This window comes from Proteinivorax tanatarense (assembly GCF_040267685.1).
GTDB classification, from domain to species: domain Bacteria; phylum Bacillota; class Proteinivoracia; order Proteinivoracales; family Proteinivoracaceae; genus Proteinivorax; species Proteinivorax tanatarense.
The window spans coordinates 807,378-822,793 of record NZ_CP158367.1; the positions used below are offsets into that span (position 1 = coordinate 807,378).

14 protein-coding genes, 7 tRNA genes and 3 other annotated features are annotated in these 15,416 nt (G+C 36.1%); all 21 genes read left to right on the forward strand.

The window, feature by feature from the left end; translation table 11 throughout:
- Positions 1–20: 20 nt before the first annotated feature.
- The 21 genes from PRVXT_RS03985 to pheT all read left to right on the forward strand — a co-directional run bounded on the left by PRVXT_RS03985 (position 21) and on the right by pheT (position 15,357).
- The gene (locus PRVXT_RS03985; protein ID WP_350344395.1) at positions 21–989 is read left to right on the forward strand and encodes an ABC transporter ATP-binding protein; all 969 of its coding nucleotides are present in this window, start codon (positions 21–23) and stop codon (positions 987–989) included.
- 15 nt (positions 990–1,004) lie between these two features.
- On the forward strand, positions 1,005–2,033 hold the full coding sequence (locus PRVXT_RS03990) for an ABC transporter ATP-binding protein (RefSeq protein ID WP_350344396.1): 1,029 nt from the start codon (positions 1,005–1,007) through the stop codon (positions 2,031–2,033).
- A 140-nt stretch (positions 2,034–2,173) separates the two neighbouring features.
- Positions 2,174–2,449 (forward strand): hypothetical protein, encoded by a 276-nt coding sequence (locus tag PRVXT_RS03995; RefSeq protein ID WP_350344397.1) that lies wholly within the window; start codon positions 2,174–2,176, stop codon positions 2,447–2,449.
- Positions 2,450–2,480: 31 nt separating this feature from the next.
- Positions 2,481–2,566: transfer RNA gene (locus PRVXT_RS04000), tRNA-Leu, on the forward strand.
- Between the two features lie 117 nt (positions 2,567–2,683).
- Positions 2,684–2,759 (forward strand) — tRNA-Asp (locus PRVXT_RS04005).
- A gap of 6 nt (positions 2,760–2,765) precedes the next feature.
- Positions 2,766–2,841: transfer RNA gene (locus PRVXT_RS04010), tRNA-Phe, on the forward strand.
- A 14-nt stretch (positions 2,842–2,855) separates the two neighbouring features.
- Positions 2,856–2,930: transfer RNA gene (locus tag PRVXT_RS04015), tRNA-Gly, on the forward strand.
- Positions 2,931–2,938: 8 nt separating this feature from the next.
- Positions 2,939–3,013 (forward strand) — tRNA-Cys (locus PRVXT_RS04020).
- 7 nt (positions 3,014–3,020) lie between these two features.
- Positions 3,021–3,110: transfer RNA gene (locus PRVXT_RS04025), tRNA-Leu, on the forward strand.
- A gap of 101 nt (positions 3,111–3,211) precedes the next feature.
- A complete protein-coding gene (locus PRVXT_RS04030; RefSeq protein ID WP_350344398.1) occupies positions 3,212–3,832 on the forward strand; it encodes a hypothetical protein in 621 nt (206 codons plus the stop codon).
- A gap of 93 nt (positions 3,833–3,925) precedes the next feature.
- Positions 3,926–4,000 (forward strand) — tRNA-Val (locus PRVXT_RS04035).
- A 255-nt stretch (positions 4,001–4,255) separates the two neighbouring features.
- Entirely contained in the window at positions 4,256–5,131 is an 876-nt protein-coding gene (gene ytxC, locus PRVXT_RS04040; protein WP_350344399.1) for a putative sporulation protein YtxC, read from the forward strand.
- 36 nt (positions 5,132–5,167) lie between these two features.
- Positions 5,168–5,375 (forward strand) — a binding site (T-box leader).
- A gap of 47 nt (positions 5,376–5,422) precedes the next feature.
- The gene (gene thrS, locus PRVXT_RS04045; RefSeq protein ID WP_350344400.1) at positions 5,423–7,327 is read left to right on the forward strand and encodes a threonine--tRNA ligase; all 1,905 of its coding nucleotides are present in this window, start codon (positions 5,423–5,425) and stop codon (positions 7,325–7,327) included.
- Between the two features lie 42 nt (positions 7,328–7,369).
- Positions 7,370–7,501, forward strand: a sequence feature (ribosomal protein L20 leader region).
- Between the two features lie 78 nt (positions 7,502–7,579).
- Positions 7,580–8,077 (forward strand): translation initiation factor IF-3, encoded by a 498-nt coding sequence (gene infC, locus PRVXT_RS04050; RefSeq protein ID WP_350345104.1) that lies wholly within the window; start codon positions 7,580–7,582, stop codon positions 8,075–8,077.
- A 16-nt stretch (positions 8,078–8,093) separates the two neighbouring features.
- A complete protein-coding gene (gene rpmI, locus PRVXT_RS04055; RefSeq protein WP_350344401.1) occupies positions 8,094–8,285 on the forward strand; it encodes a 50S ribosomal protein L35 in 192 nt (63 codons plus the stop codon).
- Between the two features lie 27 nt (positions 8,286–8,312).
- The gene (rplT, locus tag PRVXT_RS04060; RefSeq protein WP_350344402.1) at positions 8,313–8,666 is read left to right on the forward strand and encodes a 50S ribosomal protein L20; all 354 of its coding nucleotides are present in this window, start codon (positions 8,313–8,315) and stop codon (positions 8,664–8,666) included.
- Between the two features lie 80 nt (positions 8,667–8,746).
- The gene (locus PRVXT_RS04065) at positions 8,747–10,087 is read left to right on the forward strand and encodes a TrkH family potassium uptake protein (RefSeq protein ID WP_350344403.1); all 1,341 of its coding nucleotides are present in this window, start codon (positions 8,747–8,749) and stop codon (positions 10,085–10,087) included.
- 12 nt (positions 10,088–10,099) lie between these two features.
- Complete coding sequence (locus PRVXT_RS04070; protein WP_434064306.1) at positions 10,100–10,753, forward strand: potassium channel family protein; 654 nt, start codon at positions 10,100–10,102, stop codon at positions 10,751–10,753.
- Positions 10,750–11,517: a TrmH family RNA methyltransferase gene (locus tag PRVXT_RS04075; protein ID WP_350344404.1), complete on the forward strand. Its 768-nt coding sequence runs from the start codon at positions 10,750–10,752 to the stop codon at positions 11,515–11,517. Before PRVXT_RS04070 ends, PRVXT_RS04075 begins: the two co-directional genes overlap by 4 nt.
- A 156-nt stretch (positions 11,518–11,673) precedes the next feature.
- Positions 11,674–11,884: a binding site (T-box leader), on the forward strand.
- Between the two features lie 57 nt (positions 11,885–11,941).
- Positions 11,942–12,973 carry a phenylalanine--tRNA ligase subunit alpha gene (pheS, locus tag PRVXT_RS04080; protein ID WP_350344405.1) on the forward strand — a complete coding sequence of 344 codons (1,032 nt, stop codon included), beginning with the start codon at positions 11,942–11,944 and terminating at the stop codon, positions 12,971–12,973.
- Positions 12,974–12,978: 5 nt separating this feature from the next.
- Complete coding sequence (gene pheT, locus PRVXT_RS04085) at positions 12,979–15,357, forward strand: phenylalanine--tRNA ligase subunit beta (RefSeq protein WP_350344406.1); 2,379 nt, start codon at positions 12,979–12,981, stop codon at positions 15,355–15,357.
- The last annotated feature ends 59 nt before the right edge of the window (positions 15,358–15,416 follow it).

The following is a 15,416-nucleotide window of genomic DNA, read 5'->3' on the forward strand; positions in this document are numbered from 1 at the left end:
AAAGGAAAGTAGGTGAGCTGATGTCGGAAAAACTTCTTAGCGTAAAAAATCTTAAGACATATTTTTATACTGAAGACGGAGTCGTGCCTGCAATAGATGGTGTGAACTTTGACGTTGAGCCTGGTGAAACCTTAGGGATTGTTGGAGAGTCAGGGTGTGGAAAAAGTGTAACTTCACTTTCGGTTATGAGACTTATCCCAAATCCTCCAGGAAAAATAGAAGATGGTGAAATAACTTTTGATGGCAAAGACTTGCTGAGTTTATCAGAAGCAGAGATGAGAAAACTTAGGGGAAATGAGATGTCAATGATTTTCCAAGAACCTATGACATCACTTAACCCTGTTTATACAGTGGGAGATCAGATTACTGAAGCAATAAAACTACACCAGGGGAAAGCTCATAAAGAGGCAGTTAAACATGCAATTGAGATGCTTACCCTTGTGGGGATACCTCTACCGGAAAAAAGGGTAAATGAATACCCCCATCAATTAAGTGGTGGTATGAGGCAAAGGGTTATGATAGCTATGGCCCTTTCTTGCAATCCTAAGTTGCTATTTGCAGATGAGCCAACCACAGCTTTGGATGTTACTATACAAGCACAGATTTTAGAGTTAATGAAAAAATTAAAAAGAGAGCTGGGAACTTCCATTATTTTAATTACTCATGATTTAGGAGTAATAGCAGAAACTGTTGATCGTGTTATTGTTATGTATGCAGGTCGAGTGGTGGAGGAAGCACCAGTAAAGGAAATTTTCAAGTCTCCTATGCATCCATATACGCAAGGTCTTTTAAATTCGATTCCAAGCTTAGATGAAAGAAAGGAACGTTTGGACTCTATTAAAGGTACTGTTCCTAATCCCTTGGATATGCCAACTGGATGTCGATTCCATCCTCGTTGTCCCCATGTAATGGATAAATGTAAAGAAGAAAAACCACAATTGGAAGATCAAGGGAAAGGACACACTGTAGCTTGTTGGTTGAGAAATTAAAAGGAGGTGGGAAATGTGAGTACTTCACCAGAAAAAGAAGTAAAGAAAAATTTTAAAGCAAATGAAGAACAAGCCCATGAAAACCTGCTAGAGGTTAGAGACTTATATAAACACTTTCCTATTAAAGGTGGTGTGTTTTCAAGGACTATTGGCCATGTAAAGGCAGTTGACGGAGTAAGTTTTTTTGTTAAAAAAGGTGAAACTCTGGGGATAGTAGGTGAGTCAGGCTGTGGGAAATCCACAACTGGAAAGACCTTACTTCGTTTGATAGAGCCTACTAGTGGAGATATAATATTCAAAGGGCAAAATATAGCTGATTTCGATAAAGATAATTTAAGAAAAGTAAGAAGAAATATGCAGTTTGTATTTCAAGACCCTTATTCTTCGTTGAATCCACGTATGACTGTTGGAGATATTGTAGGTGAACCCCTTGATATTCATAATATAAAGAAGGGGGCGGAAAAGTACAAAAAAGTGGCTGAGCTATTAGATGTCGTTGGTCTAAGCCCTTATCATATCCGCCGTTACCCCCATGAGTTTAGTGGAGGACAACGTCAGAGAATTGGAGTAGCTAGGGCTTTAGCTTTAAATCCTGAGTTAATTATATTAGATGAGCCGGTTTCTGCTTTAGATGTTTCAATTCAATCTCAAGTAATAAACCTTCTAGAAGATTTACAAGAAGAATTTGGGTTGACTTATGTTTTTATTGCCCATGATTTAAGTGTAGTTAAGCACATAAGCGATAGAGTGGGAGTAATGTATTTAGGTAAGATGGTAGAAATGGCTGATAAAGATACATTATACGACAATCCACAACATCCTTACACCCAAGCACTTCTATCTGCGGTACCTATTCCAGATCCAGAAATCCGCCAAGAAAAAATTATTTTGACAGGGGATGTTCCAAGTCCTGTCAACCCGCCAAAGGGATGTAGGTTCCATACCCGTTGTCGCTATGCGATGGACAGGTGTAAAGAAGAAGAGCCTGAGTTTAGAGATGTTGGAAATGAACATTATGTAGCTTGTCATTTAATGGATAAATAATTTTAAATCCAGGTGGATTGTCCACCTGGATTTAAATTATTGTGTGGCCATTAGTATTTTTATTATTGTATGAAATGATTGGTTTTGTAAAAAGTAGTTATATAAAGTATAATAATATATGATTAGAAGGCGGTGATAGTATGTACCATAAAGAAAAACCACCTAAAATTAATAAAACTCATGAAGAAAGGGTATATAATGAGCAAAGATTTGATGATGAATTAACAAATACAGATGTAAGCAATAAGGAGGCCCTGGTATTAGTAATAGCAGCTTTCAAGGCATATTTACCCCAACTGTTGTTATTTATGTTACCTCTTATTATAATATGTGTGCTAATATATATTTTTATAGGGCCACCACCTATGGATGATCCTTATTCTGATGTGGTTTTTATTTTAAATAGCTTGACATAGTATGTTGGAAATTATATAATATTTTTGGCGAGCGAGAGTGCTGGAACAGGCAGACAGGCATGTTTGAGGGACATGTGGTTTAATACCGTGCGGGTTCAAGTCCCGCCTCTCGCACCAAAATTTTAAGGTTTACTCTTTTGTGATTTTACAGTTTTCTAAAACACCAAGGATTTTCAAAAAAGATGTTGACAAGAGATTAGATACGAGTTATAATAGGTATTGTTGTTAAGACATGGAGCTGTGGTGTAGTGGTTAACATGCCTGCCTGTCACGCAGGAGATCGCGGGTTCGACTCCCGTCAGCTCCGCCATTTTGTGCCTCGGTAGCTCAGTCGGTAGAGCAGAGGACTGAAAATCCTCGTGTCGGCAGTTCGATTCTGCCCTGAGGCACCATCTTAAATAAATATGCGGAAGTGGCTCAGTGGTAGAGCATCGCCTTGCCAAGGCGAGGGTCGCGGGTTCAAATCCCGTCTTCCGCTCCAGAAAAATTGGCGGCATAGCCAAGTGGTAAGGCAGAGGACTGCAAATCCTTTATTCCCCAGTTCAAATCTGGGTGCCGCCTCCACAAATATGCCGGGGTGGCGGAACAGGCAGACGCAAGGGACTTAAAATCCCTCGGACATTATATGTCCGTACCGGTTCGATTCCGGTCCTCGGCACCAAATTGCCTGTAAACCTGAGTGCATGCACTCAGGTTTTTTTATTTACTTAAAACATTGTATAATATTGATAGCTTTTTTAATAAGTTTTAGGAGTGAATAAAATGGGATTTTTACTAATGATAATATTTTTTGTTGTCGTTTTTTTCGTTATTAAATTTATGCTAATTAAGAATATGAGTGACGAAGTTCAAGGGGGAAGGCAGGAGTTAAAAGATTATATACAAAATATACCCGATTTTGACACTAATGGTACCTATGAAGGATTTGGCAACATAGAAGGAATTATTAATAGGGGTATAGCAATTGATGAAACTAGGGAAAAACTTTGTTTTGTTAAAAAAGAGGATGGTAGTATAACTCATGAGCTAGTTAGCTACAAAGATATCTATATGTGTGAAATAGTTGAAAATGGAACTACTATTTATAAAACTTCAAGAGGCAGCCAAGCTGCAGGAGCAATTTTAGGTGGTGCTGTAGCTGGTACTACTGGGGCAGTTATTGGAGGGCTTTCCAGTGACCAAGTAAAAGAGCAGAACATAACTGAGCTAGGCTTAAAAATTACCACCGATAACATTGCTGAGCCGAACTTTTTTATATATGGGATAAACTCCTTGGTACCCTTTAAAAAAAGCGAACATGGTTATGTTCAAAACTTTAAGGAAGTAGAAAAATGGTATAGCATAGTAAATGTAATTATCAAAAAGTATGAAAGAACGTTATAGATAGCTTTTTAATACCAATTATTTTTTACTTGCTTTACCAGTATAAAAGTGCTATAATATCTCATGTATCAACATTCAGCAGTTTTTTTGCTCGGGTCTGTAACTCAGCGGGAGAGTGCTACCTTGACAGGGTAGAAGTCGCGCGTTCAATCCGCGCCAGACCCACCATAAACAGTTAGCAGTCTTTTTAGGCTGTTTTTTTATGTTTATATGCATTTAATTATTGGTTTTATGCTAACATATACATAAGGTTAGGAAAGTTATATACTTATATGAAGAACATCGCTGGCGCTTTCTAAACGCTACGATGTTTTTGTTTTGTAGGGATTATTTTTAGTATTATTTTTGATTTACTTTTATACTGTATATAACACAACTATCACTCATATAATATTTTTAGAAACCTAAGTAAGGGGGGACAACATGGAAAGCTTAACTATAGGAACTGAACAATTTAAAGAACAGTTTAAGACCTGTCTTGAGCAAAACATGATCATACCACTAAGACAGGAAGGGATAGGAGTAGAGGTAAGTGAGGACAACAATGGACCCACAACTTTTTTAGGATGCTCAGTTTCAGAAAAAAAACTGACGTTATTCCAAAAACAAAAAGTTTTAAAAAGAGTCTCATTAGCGCTAGCAGAGTATATAGTTGAAGTGCTGGAAAAGCCAATAGTTGAAAAACTTGTTAGAGAAAGCTATTCTTCTTTAAAAGAAAGGGAACAAAATAAGGTTTATTTGAAATCTTTAAAGATTTTAAGAGAGTTTGATGAAGTTCACAATCGTAAAGAGGAAGCTAAAGAATATATTTCAAGTCAAGTATTGGAACACTTACTTAATGAATCTCAAATCAATGTGGAAGGTTTTTTGCGATTTAGGTTAAAAGGTTATTTTAGTAAACTAGAAAACTTTGTAGAGCAAGCTGCTGATGATTTGAAGCTGGAAAAAGAGTATAATGACTTTATTAGGCTTTTAAAATACTTTATCAGCGTTCAGCAACCTAAAGAGAAGGAAGTACATTTATTAAAAAAAGATGGGTTCTATCTATTAAAGGACAGCAACAATGAGATTATAACAAAGGAAAGCTGCCTAGAAATATGTGGCGGTGATGGAATTATAAGTTCTTTAGTTACTAACTCACCTTTAAAGGTTTGTGTTCACATAAAAGATTTTTATTCGGGAGAAGAACTTTTGAGAACTGTCAATAGTATATTTGATGACAGAGTAGATATATGTTTAGGTTGCTCAAATTGCAGTCAAGACTATGAAAAAATCGAAGAAAATGGGGAGGAGGGTTGACAAAAACTTAAAAAAAAAATATAATAACCTAAAATGATAAAGGCTATGAAGGGAAAAGTATTTAATTGACTTTTATAGAGAAGGTGGATCAAGGCTGGAAGTCTACTTAAAAGGAAGTTAGGGAAAACCGTCCTGGAGCTGACAGGAAGAACCTGTGCCGGTTGATAACCGTTAAGAAATCTTCTAAGTGAAAAGGTATAAATCTTTTAACTAGGGTGGAACCACGGTACTCATCGTCCCTTTTTTAGGGACGTTTTTTTTGTTATTTTTGAAAAGTGGGAGGTTTATAAGATGGTAAAAGTTACATTAAAGGATGGAAGCGTCAAAGAGTTTGAAGACGAAGTTTCGATTTATGAGATTGCAAAGTCTATTAGTTCTAGGTTGGTGAAAGAAGCTATTGCAGGTAAGGTTGATGGAAAGCTAGTCGATTTAGACAAAACAATTAGTCATGACTGCACAGTCGATATAATAACTTTTGATTCCGAAGAAGGTAAGGAAGTTTTTAGACATAGTGCAGCGCATATTATGGCTCAAGCAGTAACAGAGCTATACCCTGATGTAAAGCTAGGTATAGGTCCAAGTATAAAAGATGGTTTTTATTATGACTTTGACCTAGGTGCTAAGCTGTCGCCAGAGGATTTCGGAAAAATCGAAGACAAAATGCAGGAAATCATAAAAAGAGATATTAAGTTTGAGAGAAATATTCTTTCTAAACAGGAAGCTATAGAGATGTTTAAGAATAAAGGTGAAGATTACAAGGTTGAGCTAATAAGCGATCTTAGTGAAGATGATGAAATATCCTATTATAAACAGCAAGATTTTATTGATCTTTGTGCGGGCCCTCATATACCTTCATCAAAGAGGTTAAAGGCATTTAAATTATTAAGTGTAGCTGGGGCATATTGGCGCGGGGATGAAAAAAATCCTATGTTACAAAGAATTTATGGAACAGCTTTTCCTAAAAAGAAGTTGCTCGATGAACATCTCTATAAGCTGGAAGAGGCCAAAAAGAGGGATCATAGAAAACTAGGCAAGCAATTAGATTTGTTTAGTGTAAATGATGAAGCACCAGGAATGCCATTTTATCATGCAAAAGGAATGGTGCTGAGAAATGAAGTGCTTAACTATTGGCGAGAAAAACATAACGAATATGGTTATAATGAGATTCAAACGCCGATTATGATGAATCAAAGGCTATGGGAGCAGTCGGGGCATTGGGAAAACTATCGCGAAAACATGTATTTTTCTGAAGTTGATGAAGAAAATTTTGCCATAAAACCAATGAATTGTCCTGGGGCTATGTTGATATATCAAAACAAACATTATAGTTACCGTGACTTTCCTATAAGAATGGCAGAGTTGGGATTGGTGCATAGAAGGGAGCTGTCTGGCACTCTTCATGGTTTAATGAGGGTCAGGAGTTTTACACAAGATGATGCCCATATATTTATGCTTCCAGATCAAATTGAAGATGAAATCAGCTCAATAATTCAACTCATAGATGACATATATAGCGTTTTTGGTTTCAAATATAAACTCGAGCTTAGTACAAAACCAGAAAAAGCGATAGGTTCTGATGAAATATGGGACAAGGCTATTGATGCGTTAAAATCAGTTCTTATAAATAAAAAACTGGATTTTGAAGTTAATGAAGGTGATGGAGCATTCTATGGACCGAAAATTGATTTTCACTTAGAGGATTCACTAGGAAGAAGCTGGCAATGTGGAACTATCCAATTAGACTTTATGTTACCAGAAAGATTTAAGTTAACATATGTAGGAGAAGATGGAGAAAAACATAGGCCTGTAGTTGTACACAGGGTAGTTTTAGGAGCTGTGGACAGATTCTTAGGCTTACTAATTGAGCATTATGCTGGAGCGTTTCCTCTATGGATTGCTCCTGAGCAAGTAAGATTAATGCCTATAAGTGATAAACATAATAATTATTGTAGAGCTATAAAGAAACAACTTGAAGTCCATGGAGTTAGGGTAAAACTTGATGATCGGAACGAAAAAGTTGGATATAAGATTAGAGAAGGTCAATTAAATAAAATACCGTTTATGCTTATAGTGGGAGATAAGGAAGTAGAACAGAATGGTGTTAATGTAAGGTCAAGAGATAAAGGTGAGTTGGGTTTAGTTGATAAAAATGATTTCATTCACAAGGTAACTGAAGAAATTAAAAGCAAGAAATAACATTGACTTGACAACTGTTGAAATTAGGTGTAGTATATAAATTGTTACAAGTAGAGGCCATCCGCTTCTCACCTTGCAGCTGCGAGCTCGTAAGGTTAAGGGAATTATTTTTGATATATTTTATGTCTATGTATATCAAAGGGCGGATGCTATCATCCGCCCTTTTTTGTTTATTTGATGGCTTGTACTTAGAAGGTGGTTAACACCTTTTTAGTTAAAATTAGGAGGTGGAAAATTATTCGTAAAGACCTTATGACAAATGAGGATATTCGATTTAAGGAAGTTCGCTTAATAGGTAGTGATGGTGGGCAACAAGGAGTTGTTTCATCAGCAAAAGCTAGAGAAATGGCTGCAGAGCAGGGATTAGACTTGGTTGCCGTAGCTCCACAGGCACGTCCGCCAGTATGCAGAATAATGGATGTGGGCAAGTATAAGTACGAACAAGCAAAGAAGGAAAAAGAAGCGAAAAAGAAACAACATGTAATTAGCGTAAAAGAAGTAAAATTAAGACCTAAAATTGATGAGCATGACTTTCAGACTAAGTTAAGAAACGTTATTAGATTCCTGAAAAAGCAGGACAAAGTCAAAGTTACGATTATGTTTAGGGGTAGGGAAGTTACCCATCCTCAAATTGGGCAAAGACTTTGTGAACGTGTAGCTGAAGAAGTTGCTGATATAGGAACCGTTGAGAAAAAAGCAAAGCTTGAAGGAAGAAACATGATTATGGTCTTAGCCCCTAAAAATAGCTAGAGAGGAGGAAATAGTTATGCCAAAGATGAAAACTCACAGCGGAGCTAAAAAAAGATTTAGAAAAAATAAAAATGGTAAAATCAAAAGAAGTAGCGCTTTTGCAGAGCATATTAAAACTAAGAAAACTTCTAAGCGTAAGCGTCAGCTAAGAAAAGGTGACTTAGTAAGTAAAAGTGATGAAAAAAGAATCGGGAAACTACTGCCGTAATATATTTGAAAAAGGAGGTTGACAAAAATGCCTAGAGTAAAGCCTGGTGTACAAACCAGAAAACGTCATAAAAAAACAATAAAACTGGCTAAAGGTTATTATGGGTCAAAGAGTAAGTTATTTAGAAGAGCAAATGAGCAGGTAATTAAATCTCTTACCTATGCTTATCGTGATAGAAAGAATAAGAAAAGAGAATTTAGAAAGCTATGGATAGCTAGGATTAATGCTGAAGCTAGAAATAATGGCTTAACCTATAGCAAGATGATAAATGGCTTAAAAAATGCAGGTGTAGATGTTAACAGAAAAATGTTGGCAGATATGGCTGTAAATGATAGCAATGGTTTTCAACAGCTAGTAACTGTTGCAAAAGAAAATATTTAATCAAAAGCGCATATAATTGCGCTTTTTTTGTAAAATTAGAGATAGGTGAATAGTACAACCTAAAGAAAGGAAGTAAGGGGATGTTTACAGATAAATTCCAACCCTCTCCTGCTCAAGTTTTGGTTGTGGGGTTTTTAATGTTAATTTTGGTGGGGACGATACTACTATCTCTCCCTATGGCTACTGCCTCGGGAGAACCATTAGGTCCCCTTGATGCGCTATTTACAGCCACATCAGCTGTTTGTGTAACTGGGCTTGTGGTAGTTGATACAGGTACTCACTTTTCAATTTTTGGTCAGGTAGTTATAATGTTGTTGATACAAGCTGGTGGTTTAGGGTTTATGACCATGGCTACTTTGATTTTTCTTGTTTTAGGGAAAAAGATAACTTTAAAAGGAAGACTTGTTATACAAGAAGCGCTAAATCAAATTACTTTGTCAGGTCTGGTGCGGCTCACAAAAAGTATTATTATTTTAACATTGGTCATCGAAGGAGTAGCTGCTCTAATATTAGGAGTAAGGTTTTCACAAAGCGCCGATATATCTTTTGGGCAGGGGATGTATATGGGGGTATTTCATGCAATTTCCGCCTTTTGTAATGCAGGTTTCGATATTATGGGCGGGGGAGTAGGCCTAACTCTATATAGAGATGATTTCGTTGTCAACACTGTTATAATGGGGCTATTTATTTTCGGAGGCCTTGGTTTTACAGTTATAGTTGACATATATACAAGGGGTTCCATTAAAAAAATGGCTTTACATAGTAAATTTGTTTTACTACTTACATCAATTTTATTGTTGGTTGGATTTTTTGGCATTTTTATTCTAGAATATAATAATCCAGCAACCTTGGGTGAGCTTTCGTTTATAGAGAAAATAATGCCGGCTTTTTTTACAGGAGCAACAGTTAGAACTGCAGGTTTTAATACTATAGATACTGGTGCCCTAGAATCGGGAACGTTATTTTTTATGTTGATTTTAATGTTTATAGGAGCATCTCCAGCTTCTACCGGAGGTGGAATAAAAACCACCACATTTGGGGTGCTGTTGATAGCAGTGTATGCTATAATAAAAGGTGGAGATGAAGTTAACTTAATGCGTCGACGTATACCTTATCATATAGTTCTTAAAGCTCTTTCGATAATAGTTATAGGCTTTGTTGTTGTTGGCTTGGTTACCATAATACTTTCACAAACTGAAGAACAAGATTTTATGAACATTTTTTTTGAAGTGGTTTCTGCCTTTGGCACTGTAGGTTTAAGCACAGGAATAACTTCAGAACTTACTGCAGTTGGTAAAGGGATAATTATCGTAGTCATGTTTATGGGGAGAGTGGGACCGCTAACGTTAGCTTTAGCTTTAGGTCGCCGTTATAGTAAATCGAAGATTCGTTATCCTGAGGAACGGGTATTGGTAGGTTAAAGGAGGATTTTGATGAAACAATTTGTAGTAGTAGGACTAGGTCGATTTGGAAACAGCGTAGCTAAAAAACTTTATAACATGGGATATGAGGTTCTAGGGCTGGATAGAAGTGAAGGGCGCACTCAAGAAGCTGTGGAGTTTACTACCCACGTAATTCAAGTTGATGCTACAGACGAGCATGCTCTAAAATCTTTAGGGCTTAGAAATTTTGATGTTGGAATTGTTGGCATAGGACAGGATATTCAAGCTAGTATACTGGCTACATTGTTGTTAAAGGATATGGGTGTGCCATACGTGGTTGCTAAAGCTCAAAATGAATTACATGGAAAAGTTCTTTGGAAGACAGGAGCTGATAGGGTTGTATTCCCTGAAAGAGATATGGGTACCCGTGTAGCAAATAATTTAACTACTACCAATATTTTGGACTATATAGAGTTAGCACCTGACTATAGTATAGCAGAGATTACAGCTCCTGATTTTATGGTGTCCAAAAGTCTGGCTAAGTTAGATTTAAGGGCAAAAATAGGAATTAATGTCATGGCAATTAAAACAGGTGATAACATTAATGTCTCACCCACTGCTGATGCTATAATTAAAGAAGGTGATATTTTGGTGGTTATAGGCAGCAATAAAAGTCTTAATAAAGTTGAGGACCATAAAAAGTGATAACTTCAACAGAAAATCCTTTAATTAAGAAAGTTTTACATAGCAAAAGAAAAGGCAAAAAAAGTAAAGAAATTTTTTATTTAGCAGAAGGTGAGAGGTTTGTAGGTGAGTTGCTGGAAAATTCCCGCAACTATATTGAAAAAATTATCATAAAAGAAGGATTAGAAAGAAAGTTTAATCATTTAACTAAAAGGGTTTCAGAAAGTAAAGTAATGTTAGTAAGTAATAAAGTGTTTCAAGCTATAGCTAGCACAGAAACAACTCAGGGAATTGCGGCATTAGTTGAAAAACCCGACTTTGCGTTAGATGAATTGCAGAAAGGAAACTATCTTATAGTAGATAAAGTCAAAGATCCTGGAAACCTGGGTACTATCATAAGAACTGCTGTTGCCAGTGGTACAGATGGTATTTTGTTGCTTAAAGGAACAGTGGATTTGTTTAATGACAAAGTGTTGAGGTCTTCGATGGGAGCAATTCATAGTATACCAATTGTATATGATATAAAAACTAATGATCTTAAAGAATTTATTTTGTTAAACCAGCTAACATTAATAATAAGTGATCTTGGTGGTGAGTTGTGGCATAATATAAAACTGCCTACTAAAAACTATTGTTTAGCAGTAGGGAATGAAGCCTATGGTGTATGCGATGAGATAAAAGCTATACCAGGTGAAAGGGTTAGGCTACCTATATATGGGGATATTGAATCTTTAAATGTTGCTATAGCAACTGGAATAATGCTATACAAACTTCAGGAGAAATAGTAATGTATTTGTAAAGAATCAGAAAATATGCTATAATTGCTTATATACTATTGCCGGGAGGGAATGTTATATGGGTAATGAAAAGTTTTGGAGGTTGTTTGTTAAGACCGGAGTAGTGACATATTACTTAAAGTATAAAAAAAGTATAAGCATCGTTAAATGATAAAGCGAAAGATAGTAGGTATATGGTTAGCTTTACAGAAAAAAGAGTCTTAAGGCTGAAAGCTCTTGAGGTAACATATATCGAATTCACTTTCAAATCGGCAAGCTGAAAATTTTTAGTAAGTTTGCCCGGCGCACTCCGTTATAGTGATGAGTGGCTTTTATAAGCAACTTGGGTGGTACCGCGGATTAGTCCGTCCCAATTTTTTTGGGGCGGATTTTTTTATATAAAAAATTAAAATGTTTTGGAGGGATTTATAAAATGAGAGATAAGTTAAATTCTATTTTAAAGATTGCAACTAATGAAATAGATGGGGCTAACACTTTAGAACAACTAAATGATTTAAGGGTAAAGTATTTAGGTAAAAAAGGAGAGATAACAGCTGTTTTACGACAAATGGGTTCATTATCCCCAGAAGAGAGGCCTGTCGTTGGTAAATATGCTAACGAAGTTAAAGAACAAATTCAAGAGTTGGTTTGTGATAGAGAAAAAGAGCTAAAACAAAAGGAGATGGAGCAAAAGCTTACCCAGGAAACGATCGATATAACCCTCCCAGGTGTAAAAAGGAATATAGGTGGTCTTAATCCTCTGACTATAGTAAAGAGAAAGATGGAAGAAGTTTTTATGTCCATGGGTTATGAAATTGTGGAAGGACCGGAGATTGAAAATGAATACTTTAATTTTGAGGCGCTGAACTTGCCCTCTACTCATCCCGCTAGGGATATGCAAGATACATTTTATATTACTAAAGAGTTTTTACTAAGGACCCATACCTCTCCAGTTCAGATAAGAACAATGTTAAACAAGCAGGGGAAATTGCCAGTTAAGATTGCCAGTCCTGGGAGGGTATTTAGAAAAGATGATGATCCAACCCATTCACCAATTTTTCAACAAATAGAGGGCCTAGTTATTGATAAAGACATTACTATGGCTGACCTTAAAGGTACATTATTGTTATTTGCACAAAAAATGTTTGGCACAAATAAAAAAATTAGGTTAAGGCCTAGTTACTTTCCTTTTACTGAACCTAGTGCTGAGGTAGATATCAGTTGCATTATGTGTGAAGGCAACGGATGTAGTACTTGTTCTGATACAGGTTGGGTTGAAATTTTAGGGGCTGGAATGGTTCATCCTAATGTTTTGAAAAACGCAGGATATGACCCTTCAGAAGTAAAAGGATTTGCTTTTGGAATTGGAATAGAGCGGGTCGCTATGCTAAAGTATGGAGTTAAAGATATACGAGATTTTTACAGTGGTGACATAAGAGTTTCAAAACAATTTATTGGAGGTTAGGTGTCATGAGAATATCATATAATTGGTTAAAAGAATATGTAAGTATGGATGGATGTCATAAAGAGATAGCAGAAAAACTAACAGATGCAGGCGTAGTAGTAGAACATATATATAAGCCATTTCGTAGTTTAGAAGGTGTTTTGGTAGTAGAAATCAAAGAAATTTCCAGCCATCCAGATGCCGATAAATTATCGATAACAGAAGTTAGCGATGGCAAGGAAACCTATCAAATAGTATGTGGAGCAGATAACATCGAAGTAGGCCAGAAAGTACCTCTTGCTACCGTTGGCACTGTACTACCTGGAAATTTTAAAATAAAAAAATCTAAAATTCGCGGGATAGAGTCTTTCGGAATGCTGTGTTCTGCACAGGAACTTAAACTAGATATTGCTGCAGAAGATGGGATTTTGATTTTACCTTCTCAAACACAAATTGGTACTACTATAGAGGAAGCTTTGGAACTAAAAGACTTTATTTTTGAGTTAGATTTGACACCCAATAGAGGTGATTGTTTAAGTATGTTAGGCGTTGCTAAGGAGATAGCAGCAATAACTGGAGCAAACTTTAAGAAACCTAGTCAATTAGAGGATAAAAAAGAGGTAAAAGATTTAGAAGTGATTTTGCAAACCAATAATTGTAGAAGTTATGTTGCTCAAGCTTTTGATAATATAATTGTAAAACCTTCACCTATTTGGCTTCAAATTAGGTTGCTGAAGGCAGGCGTACGTCCAATTAATAATATAGTTGATATCTCAAACTATGTTATGTTAGAAACTGGGCAGCCCCTTCACTGTTTTGATCAAGAAGCAATATCTACAAGTAAAATTGTAGTGAAAGAAGCAGGTGAAGATTTTAAGCTTGCTACTTTAGACAACGAGCAAAGAGATGTGGGAAGTGGAACTTTACTTATAACAGACTCAGAGAAAGCCTTAGCCATTGCAGGTGTTATTGGTGGTTTGGATAGCGAAGTTAAGGATTACTCTAATAAAGTTGTATTGGAATCTGCTTATTTTGATCCTACTTTAGTGCGTCGAAGTGCAAAGCAACTGGGGGTCAAAACTGATGCATCGGCAAGATTTGAAAAAGGGGTTGACCCACAGCGAGTACAGTTTGCAGCAAATAGAGCAACAAAATTATTAGCTGAAATTTGCGGCGCAACACCACAAGGAAGGATTTTGACAGGAGACTTTTCTGTAGCTCAGCATACTATAAAAGTTGATGTCGCTGAAATAAATGCTAAGTTAGGTCTAAACTTAACTTGTCAAGAAATAGTTGACATATTTAAACGGTTAGAATGTCAAGTAGAGGGAGATGAAGATCTTACAGTTACACCACCAACTTATAGAGTGGATTTACAACAACCTGTGGACTTAGTGGAAGAAGTTGCAAGGATATTTGGATACAACAAAATACCAACATCTTTACCTAGTATGGAAACCACAGTGGGAGCGAAAGATATAGGTAGCAAGCTGGTTGATAAGATTAAAGACACTCTTGCAGGGCTAGGCGTTTTTGAAACAATGACTTATCCATTTATTTCTAAAGAAGACTATAGAAAAACAAATATGGAATGGGAAAGCTCTATAAAAATAGCTAATCCATTAAGCGAGAATGAGAGTTTGATGCGTACGTCTATGTTGCCTTCTATACTGTCTTCTGTTTTGCACAATCAAAAACATAGTATAGAGGGAATCGAAATTTTTGAGGTTGGCAAGGTGTATCAAGCAAAAACTGTTCCCCTAAAAGAGCATCCAAAAGAAGATAACATATTAGCAATAGCCATTTCCTCGGAAACTAACTATCAGCACTGGTATAAAGGTAAGTCGATAAAAAAAGATTTTTACCATGCCAAGGGAATATTAGAAGACCTGTTTAGCAGCTTGAACATTGTCAAGTGGAAGTTAGCTCCAGCAAGTTCATACAGTTACCATCCCAATAAAAGTGGTGACATAATTGTTGATGGGGATATTTTGGGAACGATTGGTGAAATTCATCCAGAAATATCTGATAACTGGGGAGTTAAAGGAGAAGTAATAATAATAGAGCTTAATTTATCTAAACTGGTTTCATATTGGGATGATACTATTACCTACCAAGGCTTAGCAAAACATCCAGCGGTTTATAGAGACTTGGCAGTTATAGTGGATGAAGAAGTTAAAGTCGGGGATATGATGGACGACTTACAAAACACAAATATAAAGTTTATTACAGGCAGTGATGTGTTTGATGTTTATCAAGGTGATAATATAGAAAGTGGCAAAAAAAGTATAGCTTTATCTTTGACAATTCAAGCTGATAGAACTTTAAAAGAAAAAGAGATTAACAAGACGGTTAAGCAAGTCATGAATTTATTAGAGAAAAAATATTCTGCTAAACTTCGTTAAATAGCTAAAATATTTTAAAAACTGTTTATTTTAGTGTATAATGTTAATAATAGTTTTTG

Bases quoted from the DNA above. Each gene is read 5' to 3' on its own strand.
- PRVXT_RS03985 (WP_350344395.1), top strand. From the start codon at position 21: ATGTCGGAAAAACTTCTTAGCGTAAAAAATCTTAAGACATATTTTTAT.
- PRVXT_RS04070 (WP_434064306.1), top strand. From the start codon at position 10,100: ATGAAACAATTTGTAGTAGTAGGACTAGGTCGATTTGGAAACAGCGTA.
- thrS (WP_350344400.1), top strand. From the start codon at position 5,423: ATGGTAAAAGTTACATTAAAGGATGGAAGCGTCAAAGAGTTTGAAGAC.
- ytxC (WP_350344399.1), top strand. From the start codon at position 4,256: ATGGAAAGCTTAACTATAGGAACTGAACAATTTAAAGAACAGTTTAAG.
- rpmI (WP_350344401.1), top strand. From the start codon at position 8,094: ATGCCAAAGATGAAAACTCACAGCGGAGCTAAAAAAAGATTTAGAAAA.
- PRVXT_RS04030 (WP_350344398.1), top strand. From the start codon at position 3,212: ATGGGATTTTTACTAATGATAATATTTTTTGTTGTCGTTTTTTTCGTT.
- infC (WP_350345104.1), top strand. From the start codon at position 7,580: ATGACAAATGAGGATATTCGATTTAAGGAAGTTCGCTTAATAGGTAGT.
- PRVXT_RS04065 (WP_350344403.1), top strand. From the start codon at position 8,747: ATGTTTACAGATAAATTCCAACCCTCTCCTGCTCAAGTTTTGGTTGTG.
- rplT (WP_350344402.1), top strand. From the start codon at position 8,313: ATGCCTAGAGTAAAGCCTGGTGTACAAACCAGAAAACGTCATAAAAAA.
- pheT (WP_350344406.1), top strand. From the start codon at position 12,979: ATGAGAATATCATATAATTGGTTAAAAGAATATGTAAGTATGGATGGA.
- pheS (WP_350344405.1), top strand. From the start codon at position 11,942: ATGAGAGATAAGTTAAATTCTATTTTAAAGATTGCAACTAATGAAATA.
- PRVXT_RS03995 (WP_350344397.1), top strand. From the start codon at position 2,174: ATGTACCATAAAGAAAAACCACCTAAAATTAATAAAACTCATGAAGAA.